The organism is Alicyclobacillus acidoterrestris (genome assembly GCF_022674245.1).
GTDB lineage: Bacteria > Bacillota > Bacilli > Alicyclobacillales > Alicyclobacillaceae > Alicyclobacillus > Alicyclobacillus acidoterrestris.
The window spans coordinates 3457349-3480205 of sequence record NZ_CP080467.1; the positions used below are offsets into that span (position 1 = coordinate 3457349).

General features: G+C 52.2%; 22 protein-coding genes and 2 riboswitches. Of the genes, 3 read left to right on the forward strand and 19 right to left on the reverse strand.

What is annotated here, in order from left to right; translation table 11 throughout:
- Window positions 1-31: 31 nt before the first annotated feature.
- Window positions 32-135, reverse strand: a riboswitch (TPP riboswitch).
- A 58-nt stretch (window positions 136-193) separates the two neighbouring features.
- The 3 genes from K1I37_RS17130 to K1I37_RS17140 are packed head-to-tail and all read right to left on the reverse strand — an operon-like array spanning window position 194 to window position 2366.
- Window positions 194-619 (reverse strand): glycosyl hydrolase family 18 protein, encoded by a 426-nt coding sequence (locus K1I37_RS17130; protein ID WP_031218848.1) that lies wholly within the window; start codon window positions 617-619, stop codon window positions 194-196.
- A gap of 26 nt (window positions 620-645) precedes the next feature.
- A complete protein-coding gene (locus K1I37_RS17135) occupies window positions 646-2187 on the reverse strand; it encodes a recombinase family protein (RefSeq protein WP_021297009.1) in 1542 nt (513 codons plus the stop codon).
- Window positions 2184-2366 (reverse strand): hypothetical protein, encoded by a 183-nt coding sequence (locus K1I37_RS17140; protein WP_161624361.1) that lies wholly within the window; start codon window positions 2364-2366, stop codon window positions 2184-2186. Before K1I37_RS17140 ends, K1I37_RS17135 begins: the two co-directional genes overlap by 4 nt.
- A 156-nt stretch (window positions 2367-2522) precedes the next feature.
- Here K1I37_RS17140 and K1I37_RS17145 point away from each other — a divergent pair, with 156 nt between their 5' ends.
- Window positions 2523-3062, forward strand: coding sequence for a manganese efflux pump (locus tag K1I37_RS17145; RefSeq protein ID WP_031218849.1), 540 nt, complete (start codon window positions 2523-2525; stop codon window positions 3060-3062).
- On the opposite strand, the gene K1I37_RS17150 is transcribed toward K1I37_RS17145, so the two are convergent.
- The 4 genes from K1I37_RS17150 to copZ all read right to left on the reverse strand — a co-directional run bounded on the left by K1I37_RS17150 (window position 2961) and on the right by copZ (window position 6600).
- A complete protein-coding gene (locus K1I37_RS17150) occupies window positions 2961-3404 on the reverse strand; it encodes a fluoride efflux transporter FluC (protein ID WP_021297011.1) in 444 nt (147 codons plus the stop codon). The two genes, K1I37_RS17145 and K1I37_RS17150, sit on opposite strands and share 102 nt — an antisense overlap.
- 41 nt (window positions 3405-3445) lie before the next feature.
- Window positions 3446-3507: riboswitch (Fluoride riboswitch) on the reverse strand.
- Window positions 3508-3616: 109 nt separating this feature from the next.
- Complete coding sequence (locus K1I37_RS17155) at window positions 3617-6013, reverse strand: heavy metal translocating P-type ATPase (protein ID WP_021297012.1); 2397 nt, start codon at window positions 6011-6013, stop codon at window positions 3617-3619.
- 18 nt (window positions 6014-6031) lie between these two features.
- Complete coding sequence (locus K1I37_RS17160; protein ID WP_031218853.1) at window positions 6032-6325, reverse strand: metal-sensitive transcriptional regulator; 294 nt, start codon at window positions 6323-6325, stop codon at window positions 6032-6034.
- A gap of 68 nt (window positions 6326-6393) precedes the next feature.
- The gene (copZ, locus tag K1I37_RS17165; RefSeq protein WP_021297014.1) at window positions 6394-6600 is read right to left on the reverse strand and encodes a copper chaperone CopZ; all 207 of its coding nucleotides are present in this window, start codon (window positions 6598-6600) and stop codon (window positions 6394-6396) included.
- Between the two features lie 187 nt (window positions 6601-6787).
- On the opposite strand from copZ, the gene K1I37_RS17170 reads away from it, so the two are divergent.
- A complete protein-coding gene (locus tag K1I37_RS17170; RefSeq protein ID WP_021297015.1) occupies window positions 6788-7426 on the forward strand; it encodes a phosphatase PAP2 family protein in 639 nt (212 codons plus the stop codon).
- A 52-nt stretch (window positions 7427-7478) separates the two neighbouring features.
- On the opposite strand, the gene K1I37_RS17175 is transcribed toward K1I37_RS17170, so the two are convergent.
- From K1I37_RS17175 to K1I37_RS17220, 10 genes are all read right to left on the reverse strand, one after another.
- Window positions 7479-7937 (reverse strand): divergent PAP2 family protein, encoded by a 459-nt coding sequence (locus K1I37_RS17175; RefSeq protein ID WP_031218854.1) that lies wholly within the window; start codon window positions 7935-7937, stop codon window positions 7479-7481.
- Between the two features lie 50 nt (window positions 7938-7987).
- Complete coding sequence (locus K1I37_RS17180) at window positions 7988-8860, reverse strand: hypothetical protein (RefSeq protein ID WP_021297017.1); 873 nt, start codon at window positions 8858-8860, stop codon at window positions 7988-7990.
- Window positions 8857-9360, reverse strand: coding sequence for an anti-sigma factor family protein (locus tag K1I37_RS17185; protein ID WP_021297018.1), 504 nt, complete (start codon window positions 9358-9360; stop codon window positions 8857-8859). The genes K1I37_RS17180 and K1I37_RS17185 overlap by 4 nt, the downstream gene beginning before the upstream one ends.
- Window positions 9357-9893, reverse strand: a complete 537-nt coding sequence (locus tag K1I37_RS17190) for an RNA polymerase sigma factor (protein WP_021297019.1) — start codon at window positions 9891-9893, stop codon at window positions 9357-9359. The genes K1I37_RS17185 and K1I37_RS17190 overlap by 4 nt, the downstream gene beginning before the upstream one ends.
- Window positions 9894-10085: 192 nt before the next feature.
- A complete protein-coding gene (locus K1I37_RS17195; protein WP_021297020.1) occupies window positions 10086-11000 on the reverse strand; it encodes a LysM peptidoglycan-binding domain-containing protein in 915 nt (304 codons plus the stop codon).
- A gap of 113 nt (window positions 11001-11113) precedes the next feature.
- Window positions 11114-12601: a hypothetical protein gene (locus K1I37_RS17200; protein ID WP_021297021.1), complete on the reverse strand. Its 1488-nt coding sequence runs from the start codon at window positions 12599-12601 to the stop codon at window positions 11114-11116.
- A 7-nt stretch (window positions 12602-12608) separates the two neighbouring features.
- Window positions 12609-13487 carry a DUF7847 domain-containing protein gene (locus K1I37_RS17205; RefSeq protein WP_021297022.1) on the reverse strand — a complete coding sequence of 293 codons (879 nt, stop codon included), beginning with the start codon at window positions 13485-13487 and terminating at the stop codon, window positions 12609-12611.
- 93 nt (window positions 13488-13580) lie between these two features.
- Window positions 13581-15380 carry an ABC transporter ATP-binding protein gene (locus K1I37_RS17210; RefSeq protein WP_031218858.1) on the reverse strand — a complete coding sequence of 600 codons (1800 nt, stop codon included), beginning with the start codon at window positions 15378-15380 and terminating at the stop codon, window positions 13581-13583.
- A 5-nt stretch (window positions 15381-15385) separates the two neighbouring features.
- Window positions 15386-17131, reverse strand: coding sequence for an ABC transporter ATP-binding protein (locus tag K1I37_RS17215; RefSeq protein ID WP_021297024.1), 1746 nt, complete (start codon window positions 17129-17131; stop codon window positions 15386-15388).
- A gap of 96 nt (window positions 17132-17227) precedes the next feature.
- A complete protein-coding gene (locus K1I37_RS17220) occupies window positions 17228-18778 on the reverse strand; it encodes a Na+/H+ antiporter NhaC family protein (RefSeq protein WP_021297025.1) in 1551 nt (516 codons plus the stop codon).
- Between the two features lie 198 nt (window positions 18779-18976).
- Between K1I37_RS17220 and K1I37_RS17225 the strand changes: the two genes are divergently transcribed.
- Window positions 18977-19426, forward strand: coding sequence for a hypothetical protein (locus K1I37_RS17225; RefSeq protein ID WP_021297026.1), 450 nt, complete (start codon window positions 18977-18979; stop codon window positions 19424-19426).
- A gap of 69 nt (window positions 19427-19495) precedes the next feature.
- On the opposite strand, the gene K1I37_RS17230 is transcribed toward K1I37_RS17225, so the two are convergent.
- A complete protein-coding gene (locus tag K1I37_RS17230; RefSeq protein ID WP_031218860.1) occupies window positions 19496-20995 on the reverse strand; it encodes a DHA2 family efflux MFS transporter permease subunit in 1500 nt (499 codons plus the stop codon).
- A gap of 627 nt (window positions 20996-21622) precedes the next feature.
- Window positions 21623-22837 carry an MDR family MFS transporter gene (locus K1I37_RS17235; RefSeq protein ID WP_021297028.1) on the reverse strand — a complete coding sequence of 405 codons (1215 nt, stop codon included), beginning with the start codon at window positions 22835-22837 and terminating at the stop codon, window positions 21623-21625.
- Between the last annotated feature and the right edge of the window lie 20 nt (window positions 22838-22857).

Genomic DNA, 22857 nt, shown 5'->3' on the forward strand with positions numbered 1-22857 from the left:
AGCGACACCCCCGCACACAAACGGGAAAAACGTCGATTCCGTGCCACTTCCCTACGCTGGTATTACCCAGTTCAGGTGCTAAGGGTTCAAGGGTGGTCACCCTCGTCTCAGCATCAAGCGCCCCTAGTGGCTCCAATGATTTGATTATCTCTACTCTACCACAATCCACCATCGCCGTGCGAGTATCGGTTGTTCAGTACTTCGTGACGTTGTAGAGATCTCCCACTAAATACCAGAATTGTGGGTATTCATTTCCCAAAACCCATACCGTAACGCCACGCAAACCATATTCATCCACCAGGGACAACTTAATGGCCCCACTCTGGGCGTCGTCAAACCAGACACTGTGCGCGGTCGATCCCGTCGTGTACTCGAAATGCGGCGACTCCGACTGACGATCCCATTGAATCGTCGATTGCTCGGCCAAGGCCAAGTTTTGCGCGTCGTTGTTCGACAGCCCACTGGCCCGTGTGCGCCCCTGCACGTACGGCAAAGGCCAATCGTAGCCATAAAGGCTAAAGCCCATGAGAATTTTATTCGGATCAATCACGGACGTCGCATAGTCGAGCACAGCGCGAATCTGGTTGACTGGGGAGATGGCCATCGGTGGTCCGCTCATCCCGAATGCACTGCACAGGGACGCAATCAAAACGGGCAGTGGAAGCGGTAATGTATCGCGATTTCACGATGTTGACCGACGCCTTTACACACTTGTACGCGGTCCACAAAGAGCGCCAAAATCTCCTTCGTAAGATGTGGGTTGGGCGTCTGCTTGGACAGATGGTTGACGAGCGTCTGGCGCGCGAGCTCGCCCGCGTCCACGACCTGATTGTCTTTCTGCAGCACCGCATGCAACTTTTCCTTGGCTTGTTCAAGCGCCCGTATCCGGCGTTGAATCTCCTGATTTAAACGCTCATATTGTTCGCGTTCTAAGATGCCATCTGTATATTCGTCAAACAGCTTCTGCGACTTCGCAAACTGCCGTTCCAACGCCGCATGAAGATTTCGAAGCTCCCTTTGTGTGTCGTGCTCAGGCAGCTTTTGACACGTCAGGCGTTCAAACGGAATCAATTCGAGTAAGTCCTTTCGGACTTGTGACAATACCGCCTGCTCCAATGCCAATGCCCGGATATGCCCGCTCTGGCATGCAGAAGCCCCTCTCTCGCGTCGCCGCGCACATCGGTAATAGGCGGTGCCTGCTCGGTTGTACGTGATGGTCATGCGACTTCCACACGTACAGCGCAATAGACCCTTGGTCAGCCATTGTTGATTCCCCGTTGGACCCGACGACACACGCTGCCGCTGTAAGCGCGCCTGAACTTGCAAAAACACCTCGCGCGGCACAATACCAGGATGCGCATCCTGGCAAACAGTCAACTGGTCCGAATCGGCCACATACACAGCCCGCTTGCGCCGCGACAGAGGATTTGACGCATCCGGCACAACCAGTCGCTTTTCACGGCGGCCATAGACCACATCTCCTTGGTACACCGGATTTCTCAGCACCCTCGAGACATGGCGCTGTGTCCACAAGCAGCCGCGTTTCGTGTAGCGTCCAGCCTGGTTTAAGGCTTCGGCGATTTTGCGCACGCCGTACCCTTCCAGATACATCGCGAAAATATCCCGAATGGTAAGGGCGACGGTTTCATCCACGACAAGGTGTTTGCTGTGAACATCGAGGATATACCCATCCGGAGGCTGCCCATTCCACTGACCTAACCTCGCTTTTTGAGCCGCCCCCACCCGCACACGAATCGCCGTTTTCTCGGACTCCGCCTGAGCCAGTGCACTGTGTATGGTAAAGATAAACTCCGCGCTGTCGCGCGCGCTATCAAAGTTTTCTTCCATAGAAAGTACGCGCACACCCGAAGCCATCAATGCCCGAAGCATCACAAGCGCGTCGACCGTATCACGAGCAAAGCGCGAAATCCCCTTGAACAACACGACGTCAAACTGATGCCGACGGGCGTCCATCAACAAGCGTTGCACCGCCGGTCGCCTGACCATACTCGTGCCCGTGATGCCCTCGTCTACATAAACAAAGTCCTCCGGCGTCGTCCACGGCGCACCCTCTTCCAAACTGCGCCGCCTAGCGTGTTCGCGACAATAGGCAATCTGATGCTGGAGGGAGTCTCCCCGCAATTGAGATTCATCTGACACACGCGCATAAATCGCACAAATGGTCATTCGGGCATCCGCGGTGTTTCACCGCTTGCTCCATCATGCGTGAGCGGATCGTCGTCCGAGTGGTTATAATTCAAATTTTGTTCGACGTAGATGAGGCGGTCGAGGAAATGTTGAGCCAATTCGTGTATCGCGGCCTCGCCGTACTCCAGTTTTACTACGGAAATTTGCATCTTCCTCATCTCCATCCCCCCATACGGAGATGGATATGTGAGGACGGTTTGTCCGCTTGCACCGAGCATTTTCGCATAGTTGGTCGCACGTCCATAGAGTTCGCTCCGTCATCCCCATACGCTATTGGTAACAATTTTCTGCCAATGGACGGGGGTGGCGTCAATATGAACGTCAGTGCCGTATTGCTCGGTGCGTTGGTCGGGATCGGCGCCAATCTCGATATCATGGACACCGATCCGGCAAATGGAGATGCAGCGCATCGGCGCGCACCGCTGTTTTACACGATAATGGCCGTCATGTCGGGGATTGCATCTTTCACGGGCGATAAAAGCGCCGAACGTATTAACCAGTTTATTCCCCTCGTCGCAGCGCGTCACATCGGCTCAGGGGTACTTGTCGCCATCGGTATTTGGATCACGCTTCACGCCCTGCGCAGCGACCGCCTTTCGCGAGATGCTGCCCCGCTGACATTTCACGCGCGAATGTTGGTCGGTCTAAGCCAAACGCTCGCGAATTTAACCGTTGGATTTGGCATCGGCTTTTTGCACCTACGTATTTGGTACACGATAGGTAGCGCCTCTCTAGCCTGTGCCGTGTTCTGGTTAAACCCGTTGCATGTCGTCACCCATTGGCGCACTCGGGTGAGCAGGCATGCGGGATTGATTGCGGGTATTCTGCTGGTTGTCGCGGGGCTCATCGTTTAGTTCCGCGCGTCCTTTCGTGCGCCGCGTCAACGCCATCGCAAGACCGCAAAGGGCAATGCTCCCCACCGTGATCCCCATGCTCGCTAGCACCTCAATGCTGTGCTGCGAATACGCGTCAACCGTGACAAACATCAACGAGGAGAAGGTCGTCAAGGAACCAATGAAACCGACGCCAATCCCAGTCTCTAACCAAACCGTACGATGCACAGCGAACGAAGAGATCATGGCAAGCGCGATGGCGCCCGCCGCATTCAAAATCAGAATACTCGTCAAGGAATCGCCACAGGAGAAGCGAAGCACACCGCCAACAAATCCGAATCCCATGATGTACAAAATCTTCATCAACTCCACCCCCTCTTACATGCAAAATGGCCCCTGCGAATACCTTCGCAGGAGCCATTAACCCTTTCGGGTGATGTTGGTGAGCTCCATCACCGATGCAATTATGCTATACATTATGCCGGTCCGCCCTACAATTGCGGGCGAAAGGCCAGGTCTGACACAGATGGACGAATCAAAATTCACCGCCCACGCATCATCCTGAGTCTCCATTGTCACCTATCGGCTGACTTTCCAAATTTCATTCGCTTCAGCAGCAGGCTGTTGGACACCACACTGACCGAACTGAGTGCCATCGCTGCGCCTGCGATAATCGGATTTAAAATACCTGCAGCCGCCAACGGAATGCCAATGACATTATAGAAAAAAGCCCAAAATAAATTTTGCCGGATTTTGCGCATCGTGGCCTTTGACAACTGGATGGCGTCCACTACGCCCTGTACCTTGGAATGCATCAACGCAATATCAGCCGCTTCCATCGCCACGTCGGTCCCCGTCCCCATAGCGATGCCGATGTCTGCCGCCGCTAGTGCAGGTGCATCATTCATGCCATCGCCAACCATAGCCACCACGTTGCCTTGCGCCTTGAGTGCCTGCACCTTTTCAAATTTTTCTTGTGGCATGACACCTGCTAACACATGTTCAATGCCAACTTGCTGCGCGATGGCCGTGGCGGTCCTCACATTGTCGCCAGTGACCATCCACACTTCTACGCCCATCTCTCGCAATTGGCCGACCGCGCGACGCGCATCCGCCTTCAGCGTATCCGCAATTGCGAGAATGCCTAGAAGTTGTCCACCCTTTGCTACAAGGACGGTCGTTTTTGCCGACGTTTCATATTCCGCAATCAAGTCCATCGGAACATCGTCGATGCCCTGCTCGAGGAACCAACGGACGTTGCCAATACGAATCAGCTGGCCGTCGATGTACCCCTCAATCCCCTTGCCTGAAACTGCTTGGACACCTGTCGCTTCCGGCCAGGGAAGTCGCTTGTTCTTCGCATAGTCCACGATGGCCTTACCCAGTGGATGTTCACTTTGCGACTCTAGCGCCGCTGCACTCTGTAGCAGCGCCTCCTCAGACACGCCATCTGCCGTCCAAAGCTGTGTTATCGCAGGATGTCCCTTGGTCACCGTGCCTGTCTTGTCAAACATCACCGTGTTGACCTGGTGTAGAAGTTCTAAGTGCTCTCCACCTTTGATTAAAATGCCGTGTTCAGCACCGAGCCCAGTGCCGACCATGATCGCCGTGGGCGTAGCCAATCCCAATGAACATGGGCACGCGATAACGAGCACCGCGACAGCAGCGACAAGCGCATGAGACCAACTGCCGAAGATGCCCCATGCGAGGAATGTCAACAAGGCAATACCTAAGACAACCGGTACGAACACACCAGAAATCTTGTCCGCGAGCCGCTGCACAGGCGCCTTGGAACCCTGTGCCTCATCCACCAAACGAATCACTTGTGCCAATGCCGTGTCAGCGCCGACCTTCGTCACGCGCATGGTGAACGCTTGTGTCTGATTGACCGATGCACCGACAACTGCGGAATCTTCCGCTTTGGTCACAGGCATCGACTCGCCGGTCAAAAACGACTCATCCACCAGTGTCTGTCCGTTCACAATCACGCCGTCAGCGGGAATCTTTTCCCCCGGGCGGACACGCACGACGTCGCCAACTTGCAATTCCTCCACCGGCACGTCGTGTTCGCCGTCGTCACGGATGACGTGGGCTACACTTGCTCCGAGTTTCGCCAGTTCTTCAATCGCCGAACTCGATTTCCGTTTGGCCTGCGTCTCGAGCAGCTTCCCCATGTAGATGAGCGTAATGACCGTCGCACTACTGTCAAAATAGGTGTCTGTCCTCCCCAAAATCGTGAGGACTACACTGTACACGTATGCCACGGTTGTCCCCAATGCCACCAGTACGTCCATGTTCGCGGCGCCACCGCGAAGTGCGTGATACGCACCTTTATAAAAACGCCAGCCGACAAAGAACTGAACCGGCGTGGCCAAAATCAAGCTCACCCAATTTGGCATAAATGCATTCGCACCCGCCAACATCACAAACATTTGGATGATGAGCGGCAATATCAGAAGAACCGAAAGCCCAAAGGTGGACAATTCGCGACGATACTGCTTCGCCTTTTGCGCGCGCTCCATCCGTTCCAGTTCATCCGTGGCCACTTTAGCCGAATACCCCGCCTTTTCGACGGCTCGAATCACGTCTTGTTCGGTTGCTACCCCCGGAAGATAAACAACCTTTCCCTTTTCCGACGCAAGATTGACGTGAACCGACTCCACGCCTTTGACGCGCGAAACTACCTTTTCGATGCGAGCCGAGCAGGCGGCGCAGGTCATCCCCTCAATGCGCAAACTCAATTCCTTCGTGGGAACTGTATACCCCGTTTTTTCGATGCGCAAAATCACATCATCCCAATCGGTCTCTCCATTCAGAACGACATGTGCGCGTTCAGAAGCAAGATTGACATGGCATGATTGAACGCCGGGAAGTTTCGATACAGTTTTCTCAATCCGAGCCGCACAGGCGGCACAAGTCATTCCTTCAATGGGAAGCGTGGCTTCTCGTAGTTGCTGGTTGTCCGTTGCCATAACATCAGGGCACCTCCCTCACCCTTTGGTAAACTTTCGCACCACATCCATCAGCTCATCAATTTTTTCTTCGCCATCTGTACCATTTGTGAGTGCCTCTTTGACACAATGGTGGGTATGCGAATCCAAGAGATTCAAGGCGACTTGATGTGTAGCGCTCTTGACTGCCGCGAGTTGTGTGAGGATATCCACACAATAGCGATCATCTTCAATCATCTTTTGAATCCCTCGTATTTGACCTTCAATTCGCTTTAACCGGCTAAGTAACGCCGACTTATTCGCTCCGTAGCTGTGATTGTGTTCTGGACTCAAAAAACAACACCTCACCCTTTTTGGCAAAAATGGGGCGATATCGTATCGCCCCACCCCCTCCATGAAGTTTACGCGACGTCGTAACCTGCGTCTTCAATCGCGTCCTTCAAGTTGGCCATGGTCACTTTCGACTCGTCAAACGTGACGGTTGCCTGATTTTGTTCCAGACTGACTTCCACTTTCTGTACCCCTTCAACCGCAGTGAGTGCCTTGGTCACAGAATTCACGCAACCGCTGCAAGTCATTCCCTGAACCGGGATGGTCGTTATGGTCATACGTCAACACCCCTTTCAACAATTACTATACCCCCGTACCGTATCCGTCGTCAAATTGCTTTGTAGCTGATTCAACTGAATCAACAACGCCAAGAAAAAAGTTCACTTCACCGTGAACTTTTTTCGGTTCCCTCCGTCTATTTATTCGTAACCCTTTGTTCACCACTGTTCGTATAGGAGTGATTTCATGTTTCATGCTGCGTTCGCAAACCCTTTTGATTTGACGCTATATCATTTGATAAACGGCTTAGCAGGACATCACCAGATTCTTGATAAAATCATGGTCTTCTTTGCCAAGGATGCGCTCGAAATTTACGCTGTTTTGTTTGTGATGGCTTTTTTCGCGCTCCCCAAACGCGACGTTGAACACCGTCACGCCCTTGTGATGGCAGGTCTTTCGGGTATTTTGGCACTCGTGATAAACGTCGTCATTTCTCACGTTTGGTTCCGCCCGCGCCCATTTACCGTTTTGCCACAAGGAACATACACAGAACTGGTTGCACATAGCACCGACGCCTCATTTCCTAGCGATCACTCGTCAGGTAGTTGGGGCTTTGCAGGAGGCTCATGGGGACATAACACCAAACTCATCAGTCGCACATTTACGGTGATTGCAATTATCGTCATGTTTGCCCGCGTCTACGTTGGCGTTCACTACCCCACAGATGTATTAGCAGGTATGGTCGTTGGTATCCTTTCGGGAAAAATCATGTGGACATTTTCACGTTTCATTTATCCGATTTCCACCCGTATCGCGAAGATATTTAAGTTCGGTCCATCTGCAAGAGTTGCCAAACACAGCAAGGGACGTTCCCACTTAGCATAACGAAAACCGGCGCAGGAAATTCCTGCGCCGGTTTGTTCATTCATCCCTCGTCCTAAAAGAACTTATACGCGATAAACGCAACCACAATCCCAACGATGATGCCGCCAGCAACTTCGCGCGGCGTATGCCCCTGACGCTTCCAATGTCGAAATCGATCAAATACAGACAAATCAATTTCCACGCCAGCGTTGTGAATTTGAGACATCAACTCATCTAAAATCATCGCTTGCTCACCCGCTTGGCGCCTTACTCCAATCGCGTCATACATGACCACGACCGATGAAACAAAGGCAATCGCAAACCAAGGCGATTTCCAGCCAAATAGGAGCCACATACACACGGTCAACGTGGTCATCAGCGACGAATGCGAACTTGGCATTCCGCCACTGTTGGTAAACTGATGCCACTGCCAAGATTTTTGTCGTATACGAACGAGTACGACCTTGGCAAATTGGGCGAGAAACATGGACATGAAAGATGCTACTAAAACAAATCCTCCAGCGTTACTCAATCGTCTTCCCCGTTTCCAATCGCATATATCCAATGACTAACCTACCGTCGTCATGATTCCGTTCCTGTCCTCTGATTCTTACGCGAACGCCAAGTCCCCCACACCCATATCGTCGTCACACCAACCCCGATTAGCCAAAAGAAGCAAAATAAAAGGAGTCCGATAAACGGGATATTGCAGAACGCCACCATGAAACTGGAACCCAGTAAAGATGTCAGCCAGGCTGGTCGTTCTGTCACCGAATTTCGCAGTGCCCACTTCCCTGCCCAGTGGGAAATCAAGGAAAATCCAATTGCACCTGCAATGGCATAGAAGAAAATCAAAACAAACGCCAGCGGCAAACCAATCAGCGTAACAGCCAGCAGAGCGATCATCGCCATCACCGCGACACTCACTAAAAAACCAGTGACGCCGGCTTTTCGAATCGAGCGGTCAAGAATTCTCATAGGGATTGTCACATGATTACGTAATCCAAGGGTAATCACGACGGATAACAGAACCACAGCAATGCTGAGAACCAATAACCCTCCCCAGACGAGAACGGCTAACACTCCGCCTACGAAGATTCCGTTCCAAAATGGGGTACTGAGTGCCGCATGATATAGTGCATTGATATGGGCACCAGGCGCTTCGTGAACCGCTCCGCCCAAGTCAACGACGATTCCCGCTCGTGCAGTTGACGTGAGTTGAACGTTACCATTCACGACCACCAAGATTTCGTATACATCACCCGACACTTTGACGTCATTTCCGACGACAAGCACATCCGCAACTTCCTGACCCTTCGGAATCGTGGTCAATTGCTGGCTGATGATCGAATGATTATCCCTCGCGACCAACGCGTTGCGGACATGGATAAATGGCACCACAGAAACAAGAACACAAATGACAATAAGCACTACCCAGGTTAGCCAATGCTTCATAGAATGACCTCACTTTGTAACGAGCGAAGCACCCGAGAAACGCCAAAGATTGAAATTCCCACAAGTCCTATCGTCGAGAGCAAAATACAGACCATCCACCAGTGCCCCAAGGAGGCCGGAACAAAGCTGAGACCATTCAACACTGCCAGGAACAAGTGAAACAACACCCGGATAAACATACCGACCGGTGAAAGGAGAACAGCTGCGAGGCCGCCAATTCCGATAAGGGCGCAAGCCAAATAAAAAACGGAAAAGTGCCGGACCTGACGCTCTTGATGTACCGCAGCAATCTGTTGGATCACACTATCCTCAAAGTTTATCGGCGCAAATGTCGTATTCAGCTGTTCAAAAACAAGCGCTGTCGTCTGTTGTAATTCCTTGACGAGTTCTTGACATTCATGACACGCCTGTAAATGCTGTTCGACCATGTTTCGCTCATCTATTTCCAGCTCATCATCGACGTAAGCTGTTAAATACATCTGGATTTCGTGGCAACTCATTCATTGTCGCCCCTTTCGTCTTGTAAGAGTTGACGAAGATGCATCCTTGCGTTGTGCAATCTCGACCGCACTGTGCCGATTGGAATGTCGAGAATCTGTGCAATTTCTTCATAGTCGAAACCATCGGCCCGCAAAACGGTGACCATGCGATGTTCCTCGCTCAAATGTCCCAAAGCATTCTCCAAATCTAATCGAATATTTGCGGCGCGATGTATATCGTCGTTCACAACAAACTTTTCCGAATCGAGTTCTATAGTTTGGTTTTTCTGCTTTGATTGTACCCAGTCCAATGCAGTTCGTGTTGCGATTTGTGCTAACCACGAAGGGAACGTCCGCTCGTCGCGCAGCCCAGCGAGAGAACGATATGCCTTGATAAATACCTCTTGTGCAACATCTTCGGTATCCTGACGATTCTGTAGTATGGCAAAAACAGTCCGATAGACAAAGTTTTTATAATTTCTCACAATGGCCGTAAACGCTTCTGTGCTTCCCTTGCGTGCGTTTCGGATCAAATCGATATCATTTGGGTTCAAATACGGACCACCCCCTCTACCCAGGTGCACATGCGTTTCCCGTGACGCGAGCCATAGTCGTTACAGTGTCTATGGACGGCCAAGTTATTCAAATAGTTCATCTCGAGTTGAATAAAATCGCAATGGCGACGAAGGGGCAAAGGCGAGGAGAGACGTTTTGGGGTCCATTCGGAGTCGTTTTTATTCCTGCCGTCAAACGGCTAGCAGGTGTAGTGCGTTGGTGGTCATCGGGGGTCCGCCTACCCACCCCCACTCATACGTCATCAACATCAAGAAATCGACCTCTGCACCCAAAGTCCGATAGTCGAATGCGCCCATCCAGGACTGATTGGGATTGTCCGCCGTCTTTGGCCCCATTGCAATGGAGACCGATAGACCACTCGCATGCAGGCTATCACGCAATTCAGCGATAAACTGGTTATACAATTGTCGATCCGTTGGCTGCATATGCTCGAAATCGACATTCACCCCACCGTACCCTTTGGTGCGGCATGTAGAGACCAAATTATCAATGACACGCCGGCGAATCGACGCGTTCGCCAGAATCGTGTGGGCCAATGTCGGACTAAAGTTGGTACTGTCAAAGTTGGTTACCGTGAGGAGGGGTCGAATCTGTTGCTGACGTGCTGATGCCAGTGCGACATCGTCCTTTGGCCCCTGCAGGCTGCCGTCCGCGCGGGCCTGATAACTAAACGAGCAAAAGTATGTCAAATAAGAGAGCTCCTGAAGAATCTGAGCATCGGACGGCGTCCCTGACGGAAGCAAATAGCCATTTACCTCAATGGTGCGCTTGGTCGTCCGACGCGCTGGGAGATAAATCCTCGTTCCAGCGGCAAGTGTTGCGTCTGCACTGTAACCCGTCCACTGACTAAACAGTTCAGGAGTCAAACCGAATTTTGCGGCCACCGACTTCGGTGTGTCGCCGCTTTGTACGACATAGGACTGCACTGCCATTGGATTCCCTCCGGGAATCAGCAGTGCCAGACCGGGTACGATGACGTTGCGCGTCGGAAGCTCATTGTAGTGGATGAGATCACGTACGGTTACCCCGTAATTTTGAGCAATTTGTTCGAGCGTCTCACCTGAGCGGACGCGATGTATACGCATGGCGGCATATCCTCCTATCCATCCATCCTTCCGTCTAACCTATGCAACATCCGCCCAGATGGCTATTTCATGACGCTGACAATTGCTCGGGCAATAATTTGTCGCGTTTTGTCCTATTCCCCCGACACGGAAACGCGTTTCGCCGTCTCCTTGTTGCGGACGAATATCTCCGCATTGTCTGTTTGATATACCACATGCCAGTCTGGATTGTTGCTGAGATACACGCTCAAGGCGTATCCAGGCGGCAGAATGGCCGAGTTAAATCCGTATTGATCTAACAACTCTGGTGCGTCCCAAGCCAAGTTCTGAAGATCCATATAATCCTGAAACGTATTGTTTTCGAGGAAAATATCGGTTCGGCCATCGACAAACGTCGGGATGTGTTCGTAAATCAAATAACCGCCAAAATCATACGCATTCAAGAGCGGACCCGGTACATCATGCTGCTTGAGGTAGTTCACCGCGTCAATGGGATATGCGTTCGAGGCAAAATGCTTGTTCACTGATCCGCGAAGATTCGGCACCGCGACAAAAAAATCGACGACCACGCCGCACATCAAAATACCGAGCACATAGCGAAACATCCGTGAGGGATGCAAAAGACCCCGCAACCAGTCAGAGAGCCCAAACGCAATTAAAGGCGCCCCAGCGATGGCGAGATACGGCATAAATCGTTGGTACACGAGCGTCAACGCAAAACAGCCGCCAAAGTACAGCACGTATTTAAGCGGAACCGAACGCTTTCGAAGAATGAGCAAGATGAGCACAAGCGCCACGAACGGAATCACGCCGTACTTGTAGTACTGATTATGAAAGTCAGGCGAATGCCACTCATTAATGCTGTTGACCATCAACGAGTTATTCGACAATAGCGCGTACGTAAATTCGTGATATGTATTTGGGTTTAGAAACCCAATGACAACCGCGGCGATAGCGGTCAGCAAGAGGTACATCCGCGCCCGATTTGACAACGACAAGCGGGATAGGCGCCCGACATTCGGAATCAAGCTAATCACCACTTCAAACACCAGCATGATGATGCCGATGCTGACGGAAGCGTGCGCGTTCGCCCAGATGAGAATAAGCGGTGGCACCAGCCACAGGGTCTTGAGATGCCCACGTTCCACGCGCGACAGTATCCACAAGAAGATGGCGAACATCGTGTAAGAAATCAACTGTGGGCGCAGCACCCAAAAATCGAGACCAGCTGCCGTACCAAGACTGGCTGCGACAGCGGAAAAAATGCGCTGTCCCTCAGAGACGTCACAGCAAAGTCGATATAGCACCAAGACAGTTGCGGTATGAAGGAATACTGCAAGTGCCCAAACGCCAATAAACCCGGCGTGTTGCGCAAGCCAGGCAAGCACAACTTCAAACAGCCACTCCTGGGTCACCCACGGTTTGCCTCGCATGGACCAGGAGAACGGATCCGTCGTCGGAATCGCGTGATGGGCCAAAATATACTGGCCAGTGGCCAGGTGCCAGGGGGTGTCGGGATCGGTCAAAGGAGCCCCGGCGTGGATGGCAAAGAAACAAATCCACGCCAGCAGGAGCAACATTTCAATACGCATCACGGACTCTAGCCTACGCAACCAATTCACCGACGACTCACCTCATTGGGTTTCTGTCACGCGACTGCAATTCGACAAACATCGTGGACATACAGGTCAGCGCAAAGGGCATGACGAGCATGCCAATGATGGCTGCAATGAGCAATTGCGTACCCGCCGATTGAAAGAACATGTCGCCAATCAATGTCATAAACACCTGCGCCACGAAACAAACGATGACCAGCATGACATAGAACCCGAGCAACTGTCCGCTGCGGAATTTCGTCAAACGCCAGGAACGGGCCATTGCGCGGAAAAACGACAAGCCTTCTACGACCACAATAGCCGGTAAAAACGAAAACCGAATAAAGTACAGAACGACGCCCACAATGAACGCCAACGTTCCCAAAATGGCGATAACCGTCGCCAGCGCGCCAAGCGCAGCGCCTAAGTAGTACGTGACAAGCGACAACAGTTCCATGTAACACACGGCCAACACGAGATACACGACGATTGCCAAAAACAACGTGGCCATGTTGGGAAGCAAACGCCGAAACGCCGCATTCCCGGCGTCCGCGATGGTCGTTTCCTGGCCATGCTGCAGAAACTTACTGCTCATCTGCGCAATCATGCCGTAGAGGATGGGCAGCACCAGAAGCAAGAAAACCGCGGACAGAACCAACATCCAGACCTCTGTGCGAACGGAGACCGCAGTCGATAAGACGCTCCACACATCGCCTTTTTTCTCCATATCCTGAACAATTTGATCCGCCTGATCATCAGTGAGCAAAAAATGCGTTCTGACATACGTACTCGCGATATAGTATGGAAATAAAATGGCCACCGCAGTGCCAATTAAGAAGCGAAACCTCCGGCGATACAGCAGGAAACTCTGCTCAAACACGTCGCGGACGGATCGCGGTTTTTGTACGTGCAATGGGAATCCCCCTTTGTGTCAACCGCAAACAAGACAAGGTTCGCGACCATAGACATCATAGCACAAGGCGCCCATCTGATGGAGTGCACGCCCTTACAGAGGCCGGGTATCCCTCGTACCAGCTTCCACGCCACTCTCTGCATCGAGCATGGCGTAAAGTCCTGCACGAGCGACGAGCTGTGCATGCGTGCCCTGCTCAACCAGACGGCCTTTATCAAATACGAGGATATTGTCGGCACGGCGGATGGTGGAAAGCCGGTGGGCGATAACAATGGTCGTTCGATCCTCCGCAACCGCGTGCAACCCACGTTGTACAAGTTCCTCCGTTTGACTGTCGAGACTGGCCGTGGCTTCATCCAGTATGAGAATTCGTGGATTGAGCGCCACAATGCGCGCGAACGAAATCAACTGCCGCTCGCCGGCCGACAAATTCGATCCTTTACCATAAAGCTGCGTCGCATAACCGTTTGGCAGGCGTCGGATGAGCACATCGGCACCGACAATTTCAGCGGCTTGATGTACTTTTGCATCGGAGATGTCCTCGCGAAACAGCCGAATGTTATCGGCTACCGTCCCCGTAAAGACGCTGACATCCTGCTGGACAATACCGATGATGCGGTGTAAATCGGCTTGTGCGTAGGCGCGAATGGAAATCCCGTCAACTGTGATGTCCCCCGCCTGTGGTTCGTAGAACCGCGTCAACAGACTCATCACCGAACTCTTTCCGGCTCCGGTTGCGCCCACCACACCGATGAATTGTCCGGGTTCAATCACAAAGTTGATGTCTTTCAGTACTGGCTGCTCTGGCTGATAACCGAACGTGACATGATGAAATTCAATTCGCCCGCGGATGTTCGCAGGATCGACTGTCACAGTATCTGGAGCGTCCACAATCTCCGGCTGCACAGCCAACACCTGACCGATTCTATCTGCGGCCACCATCGAGGACTGCAGTGTATTCCACTGTTGTGTCATAGCGTTGATGGGCTGAAAAAACTGCTGGATATACCGAATGAACGCATACAAAGTCCCGAACGCAATCCAGTGTTTCAGCACGGCCCCGCCACCAATCCAGACGACCGCCGCCACAGCGACATTGCCAAGTACCTCAAACGCTCGATTAAACCAAACGGATGTGCGGTACTCGTAGACATTGGCCTGGCGGTGCGACTCGTTGAGCTCCTCAAAGGCGCGGGATTGGCGTTCCTCCTGGTGAAAAATTTGAATGATGCGCATGCCTGCGAGATTTTCGGCCAGAAACGCGTTCACGTTCGACAAACGCGTTCGCGTGGTTTGATAGGCTCTTCGCAACTGGCCGCGAAATCCAATCGAGATGGCGAAGATAATTGGAATCAACACCATGCAATACAACGCAATCCGGCCATTGAGCTCAAACATGGCGACGATAATCATGATGATGCTGAGTGCGTCGCGAATCAAACTCAGAAAGAAGTTCGTGAAAAACTGACTGACGGTTTCTGTGTCGTTCGATACATTGGTCACGAGACGTCCGACGGCCCGCGTATCGAAGAAGCGCATGGCTTGCCGCTCAATGTGCGAGAACAGGGCTAAGCGAATTGTCCGAATGACGTTTTGACCTGCATTTTGCAATAACACGGTCTGGGCAAAATTGGCCGCGACACCGATGATCACGACGCCCACATATATCAGCGCAATCACCAAAACCCCATGATAATTGGGATGCTTGGTCGAGATGTCGCTGTCAATGGCCACTTTGACGAGGTAGGGCTGCATGACCGTCGACGCGTTGAAAATGACAACCAGTACGAGCACCAGCGCAAATTGCCAAACATAGGGTTTCGCATATGGAAGCAATCGCCCGAGGCTGGACATGCCCGCCTTGCGCCGCTGTCTGTCAGCAGATGGTTCCATCGTGCTCATGCGCGCAACGCCTCCCCCTGTTGTTGCATGTGATAGGTTTTCGCGTAGACCCCGTCCAAGCGAATCAATTCATCGTGCGTACCGCGTTCCACAATTTCGCCATTCTCTAAGACCAAAATCAAATCCGCATGGCGAACGGCGGACAGTCGGTGCGCAATAATCAAGGTGGTTTTGTGTTGCCGAACCTTCTCGAGCTCCTCAATGATTCGCTTCTCCGTCTTCATATCGACCGCGGAGAGACTGTCGTCGAGAATCAGAATCGGCGAGGACTTCAGAAACGCGCGTGCAATCGCCGTTCGTTGGCGCTGTCCGCCAGACAACGTAACGCCACGTTCGCCAATCACCGTGTCAAATCCATCCGGAAACGAAGCGATGTCGTCATACACCTGCGCTGCCCTAGCCGCCTCTTCAATCTGTTCGCGCGAAGCGTTTGCATCCCCAAACGAAATGTTTTCGCCGACAGAAGTCGAAAACAAAAAGCCGTCCTGCGGCACGTAAGCAATCGATTGCCGCAACGCTTCGAGGCGGATGTCACGAATGTCGTGACCATCGAGAAAAATGGTGCCCGCCGGCGGATCGAAAATGCGTGGCAGCAAATTCACCAGCGTGGTCTTGCCTGAGCCAGTGCGCCCGACAATGCCGAGCGTCTGCCCGGGCATCAAGTGAAAACGAATATTGCGAAGCGCTGGAACTTGACCGTCCGCGTACTGAAAGGAGGGCAGATTTACCTCGATCTCGCCACGAACGTACCCCAACTCAATTGGATGCGCACTGTCGGTGATGCTTGGCCGCTCGTCGAGCAGCACCTGCAACCGAGTGAGGGATGCCGAAGCGCGCTGAAAGTTGTTAATCACAAAGCCAATTTGTTGCAAGGGTTGCACCAATTGTCCGATATAGAGCGTAAATGCCACGAATGCCCCGAGTTGAATCTGGTGCGACAGGGTTAGGTAGCCGCCGTACAATAGTGCGATGGCGAAGCTAATGGAACTCATGGTCGGAATAAACGCCTGAAATGTGGCACTGCGCCGGAATAGCGTGAGTTGCTGGTGAACGATGTGATCGACCTTGGCGCGGAATCGCTCCGTCTCCACATCCTCGTTTGCGGTGGCCTTAATCAACCGAATCGAACTTAAACTTTCTTCGGTCAGATCTGACATGTCAGATAGGGCCTCTTGCACTTTGCGCGAGGAAGTCCGAATTTGCGGTCCGAACCAGACAATGAACAATGGGATGAACAGAAGTGGAATCATGCTGACGACAGTCAATTTCATACTGACGGTGGTAAACGTCATGATCAGGGTCGCCAACAGCAAAAACACCGCATTCGTTAATATGTTCAATCCGCCAGAGAGCGCCTCGCGAACCTGCCGGATATCATTCATCGCGTGGTTCAATAAGTCACCAATACTCTTATGTCGGAAGTACTCGGTGGAAAGGACTTCCCAGTGCGCAAACAGCCGGCGACGTAGCAGATACTCGAACTCGCGCCCGAGTTTACCGTTGCGATACTGCCCAATCGCGTAGAATTGAACATAGACGACACCCACGACAAACAGTAAGATTGCATACACCAGCACATCGCGCAAATTCAATCGGTGCGCTTCGAGGGCGTTCGTAAATCGCCCTAAAATATGTGGGAACTGAACATTGATAAAATTTGAGATGATAATTGCGAGAATAGAGATTGCATATGCCCATTTATTTTCTGAGAGAAATTGCCGCATCAGTGTCTTTGCACTCATAGATGCCCTCCTGCCACTTTGAGGTCAACCTTATAACCATACCGCACTTTCTAGTCACGAAGCAAATTCAATGAAATGCCGCTAGTGGGTCTTCTGTCAGAAGACCCACTCCACGACCAGGTATAACAGGACACAAATTCCCGCAGCAACCGCCGCACTTTTTGTCTTATAGTTGGCATACCCCATCACCGGCAGTTTCATCATCGCCGACATGGCCACGGTGTTGTCGCTTAGGGGCGAGGCAAAGCCCCCAAAGGTGCCACTGGCAAACACGGCTCCGGCGATGAGCGGCAAACTGCCCGCTCCAGTCGACGCAAGCGAAAATCCCAACGGCATCAACATGCCCCACGTTCCGAACGACGAACCGATAAAATAGGAAATGACGCAACCAAATACAAACAGGGCAGGGACGATAAACGCATGCGGAACGAAGCGCGTAATCTCTCGCTGGCAGAACGCTGAAAAACCGAGATCGCTCGAAACTGCGGACACAGCCCAGATGAGGACAAGCAGCACGATAACAGACATCATCTCGTTACCACCTGAAATAAAGCCGAACATGGTTCTGTCGATCGGCTGACGGCGAAACGCGTAAAACACAAACATAAACACCAAGGTGATAATCAGCGCTTGGAGCATGGCCGCTGACGCGTCAGCTTGAACGAGCGCTTGGAATAATCCCCGCCCGCCATTGGCAAATCCAGACACATAGGTCAGCGCGATGGTCAGAACAAGCAGGACGGCGAGCGGTAGGACCAAATTGATGGCGCTAGGCTGTACCCGCCCTGAGACAAGTTCCACAGGGTCTGGAATGTCCTTATCCGCATCGGGCTTTGTATCCCCACGATGTGCATCGACCGAGGCCACGGCGCCCACCGCGCCAGTCTCCATGCTGACGGCAGCCGTAACCTGGCGCAACTTTTGCGCGATGTGCACACGGTTTCGCGACCGTAGATAGTCAGGCTCTGCTTCACCCGCAACCGGAGATACTTCCTTGTGGTGGCTCCGCGCAAAAAACGTGAGAACGAACCCAACCACCAACATCACCCAAGCGAAGAAGTTAAACGGCAAGCTGGCTAAGAACAAGCTGTATGGCGTGTAGGTCGTATTCGTATGATGCAGGGATGTGTGCATGAGCCCCACCATATAGCCGACAAACGCCGTCCCCAACGGCACGATGGCACACAAGGGCGTGGCGGTCACATCGATGACATACGCAACCTTTTCAGGCGCCACCCCTAGCCTGCTGAAAATTCGCCGGACCACTGGCGCGATCGTAATAATACGAAAGTCCGGCGCCATGAACGTGGCAATGGACGAAACCCAAGTGAGTGCGAACGCGCCGCGTTCCGTCTTAATTCGCCTTCCCATCCACTCGGAAAAACCTGAGACACCACCGGTTACTCGAATCAATCCAACGAATGAACCGAATCCGTACAAGAACAAGACCAGGTTTAAGTTCCCACTGGTGGTCGTCTCGTGAACGACGTATGTCAAGGCTGCCTGCAGTCCCCCTAGCCACGAGGGATGCAGGATGTAGGCGCCGATGAATAACCCGACCGCAAGGCCAGGAATCACTTGTTTGGTCCAGAGGGCAATCGGAATGACGACAAAGAACGGAACCAGTGACACGATGCTTCCATACATGTGAAAACTCCTTCCTTCGCGAGTTTCCTCACAGGCAAAGACAAACCTTAAGTTGCCTTGGTCTACGCGAAAGCATGCACAGAGGCCCTACACGACTTATCCCTGACAAACGATTGGCGAAGACTTGTTCATACTCGTGCGGTCAGCAGTACAGAATAAAAATTCTAGCCAAGGAGTATCCAAAGAGGTGAACAACCATTGTGGTGGACGACGTTTGACATGATTGAGTCTGCAACCATTGCCTCGTCGCTCGGCACGTTGGCGATTGCCTTGTGCTCGCTCTACCAAACTCGAAGGAGTGTCATTGATTCGTTTGTGCCCGTGCTTTCGATTGACGGATTGACGGTTCATTCCGACGAATTGTCTATTCGACTTCGCAACTATGGCACAGGGCCAGCCCTAGATGTCACCATGTTGCTTCGGTCAGATAACCACGTCTTCACACCCGATGTATTTCTTGATGGTTATCCGATTTCTGTACTGCACGTCGGGACAAATGAATCGAAGGAAGTTTGTCTGAAACCCAAAGAACAGCCTGTCCCCGACTTAACCCGTGTCGCACTCACCATTCAATTTGAGTGCATTCGGCGACGCCACCGACAAGCGAATTTTTCTGTGGCGTCATTTCTGTGTGAACACGATATATAAGCGCCATGTGAACGGATAAAAAAAAAACAAGGCGCACGTCACCGTACGCCTTGTGGATGAACTCCCGCATTACGCGGTTTTCGATTTATTCGGTTGAATGCGCGTTGTAATGGTATCTTCCTTCGGTGAAGTACGTTGAATGAAGAATGAGAGCACGAACGCGACACATGTGACAATCGTCGCGACCATAAACGCCTCATTAATACCCACAACTGTGCCCTCATTGACTGCCTGCGTCATGTGGACATGATCCGTCGGGGCAATATGCCGTGCCGCGACCAACAATTTTGTGTGTGCCGCACCGCTATTGGTCATAATGGACACGAACAGCGCCATCCCAACCGCACCAGCAATCATTCGAAGCGTATTGACCATCGCCGTTCCGTAGCGATTCAGCGTCAGAGCCAGTTCATTCAAACCAGCCGTGAAGATGGGCATCATCAAGATGGACATACCAAACATCCGAACCGTGTACACAACGACGACGTACGTAAAACTGGTGTCGGTGTGCAAGCGAGACAGGGCGAACGTCGTCACCAGCGTGACAGCCAGCCCCACCACAGCCAGCCAACGAGCGCCCATCTTATCGTATAAGCGTCCCGTGATTGGCGACATGATGCCCATCACAATACCACCAGGCAACAACATCAGCCCTGAAAGCAGAGAAGAGAATCCGCGCACGTCTTGCATGTAAATCGGCATGAGAATCATGCCAGAGTACAACGCCATGGTGACCAAGACGTTAATCACTGTGGTCAATGTAAACATCGGGTAGCGGAAAATGCGGAATTCCAACAGCGCATGACCGACGACCCATTGCCGCCAAACAAATAGAATCAGTGCTACAACGCCAATGACAAACATGGAGATTACGTCGATGCTGCCCCAACCGCTGTCCCCTGCGGTAGAGAAGCCATACAATATACCGCCGAACCCAATCGTCGATAGAATGACGCCGAGCACGTCCAACTTCGGTCGGCTCGTCTCCGAAACGTTTTTCAGGACAAATATCGATATAATCAAGTCAATTAAGGCAATTGGCAAAATCACCAGAAAGAGAATCCGCCAAGAGTGATTCTCAACTAACCAGCCAGATAACGTCGGTCCGACGGCAGGTGCAAAGTTGATGGAAATCCCGAAAAGCCCCATAGCGCCACCGCGTTTTTCGGGAGGAAACAAAGTGAAGATAATATTTGTGATTAAGGGGAACAGAATACCCGCGCCTGCCGCCTGAACCACGCGACCCACCAAAATACACCCGAAATTAGGCGCGATAAAACAAATGAGTGTACCCGCCGTGAACAGCGACATGGCCGTAATGTACAACTGACGCGTTGTAAAGCGATCCATCAAGAACGCGGTAACCGGAATGACAATCCCGTTGACCAGCATATAAATCGTCGTCAGCCAGTCTCCAGTGGTGGCAGTGATGTGCAACCTGTCCATCATCTGCGGCAGTGCGACGTTAATCAAAGTTTGATTCAAGAACGCGACAAACGCGCCAATCAGAATAATCGCGAAGATAGGTCCAGTACGTACTGTACTGGGCGCGCGATTGTCCATATCCATCACTCCAAACATAAAATAAGGTTCTATTCAGTCGCTCGGTCATCAAGTGGAACTCGTTTTCCACGTCGGCGCCCGGTCAATTTGGGTGCAAATACTTCGCTTACGAAATAAAAGTAACGTCATTTATAATACAAAGTTCACGTATCAAAACACAATGGAAATAATGTGGACAAATCGTGACAACCGCATTGAATGCGGAGCACATGAAGACAACATTCTGCAGGGGATCCGGCAGATTACCGGTGCGGTGTCGAGATCGAACCGAAGGCGGGCATGCCGTGACGGCGCATAGACGCATGTGCATAAGCGAATATAAGGTAGATTCTGTGCACTATTTTCGGTTTTTCAGTAGATTCAGACCGATTAAGACACCTGAGATGCCTTATCTACTGAAATGCTGCCCGATAAAAACGAAAACCCGGGAATTAAGGTAGATTTTCTGCCTTATTGTCACCGAAATAGGCCGATCTGTCTTAATAAGACATCCGGCCGCAAGACATCCGGCCCGCCCCCACGACCGTTTCCCAGGTCACGGCACCTTCCCCCGCTGACCGCAGCTCGTTTGATCACGCCACTTCTCCGCAATCACCGCACTTTTTCCATGTGCACAGCAACACTAGAGGCAAGTCACGAGCGATGTGAATTCGTCTGGCGCTGATAGAACAAAAACAAGATGACCGGAAGCGCCAACGTCAACACCGCGTAAAGAAGAATGCGATGAAGACCGCCCTCATCGTACAAAATGCCCCCCAGCACGGGGCCAATCATCCGGCCGCAAGTAGCGGCGCTACTGACCAAACCCTGCAGTGTCCCCAAGCGGCTGGATGGCGAAATTTGCGCAATGGCGGCGGGGACTGCAGGCCACACGAACATCTCTCCGAGAGTCGTTAGAACCATCGCGAATACAAACACCGCATAGTGATGCGCAAACAACATCGCCGTAAAACTGAGGGCAAATAGGACCGTGCCACCGACCATCTGCATCGGCAATGCAGAGATACGCCGAGTGACAAATGCGACAACGGGCTGTGCGAGAAAAATCAAGAGCCCGTTGATGGTCCACAAAAGACTGTATAGCGACAGTGGATAACCGGACGCCTGCATGTCGACAGACACCGTACTTTGCCATTGTACATAGACGACCCACGCCGTGATGTAACCGGCCAGCAAGATGCCAATTCCGCCCCATGGGATGGTCTCCTGCAACCGAGAGTCGGCTTCCTTCCGCGCTGTCTGATGCACCTGCTGAAGTTGGTGCAAGGGTGCGCGCAGCGCGGTGACGACAAGCAGCAGTAAAATCGCATACCCCAGCGCAATACCGTAAAATACAGCGTGAAACGAGTGCGAAGCCATGAGACCACCGAGGGCGGTACCTAGCGCCACACCCAGGTTATTGGCGACGTAGAGAAAGTTAAACGCCCGGCGGCCACCACCCGGCCAAGCGTGACCCGCGACTGCATTCAACACGGGAAATGGAATGGCGCATGCCGTGCCAAAGAGGGCCATGACGCCTACGTATATCGCAAAATTTGCAGTAAAGGCGGGAATTACGATGACAAAGCAACTAACGACAAGCGTCGTGACCATTACTCGAATGGCGCCATAGCGATCATATAGCCAACCGCCGAGAAAACTGCCAAAAAGGCCTGTTCCAGAGTAGACCATCAACACGACACCGGCGACAGCCATACTTTTGTGCAAATTCGTGTGGATGTAAATGGCGTTCACGGGCCACAAGAGAGACAGTCCGCCTACGTTTAAAAGGCACCCGAGCCCCAATAACCAGATAATCATGGGAATATCTGATTTTAACTGTCGATGTAAACGCTCCGTGCGAACCATTAGACCCTCCTGAAACCGTG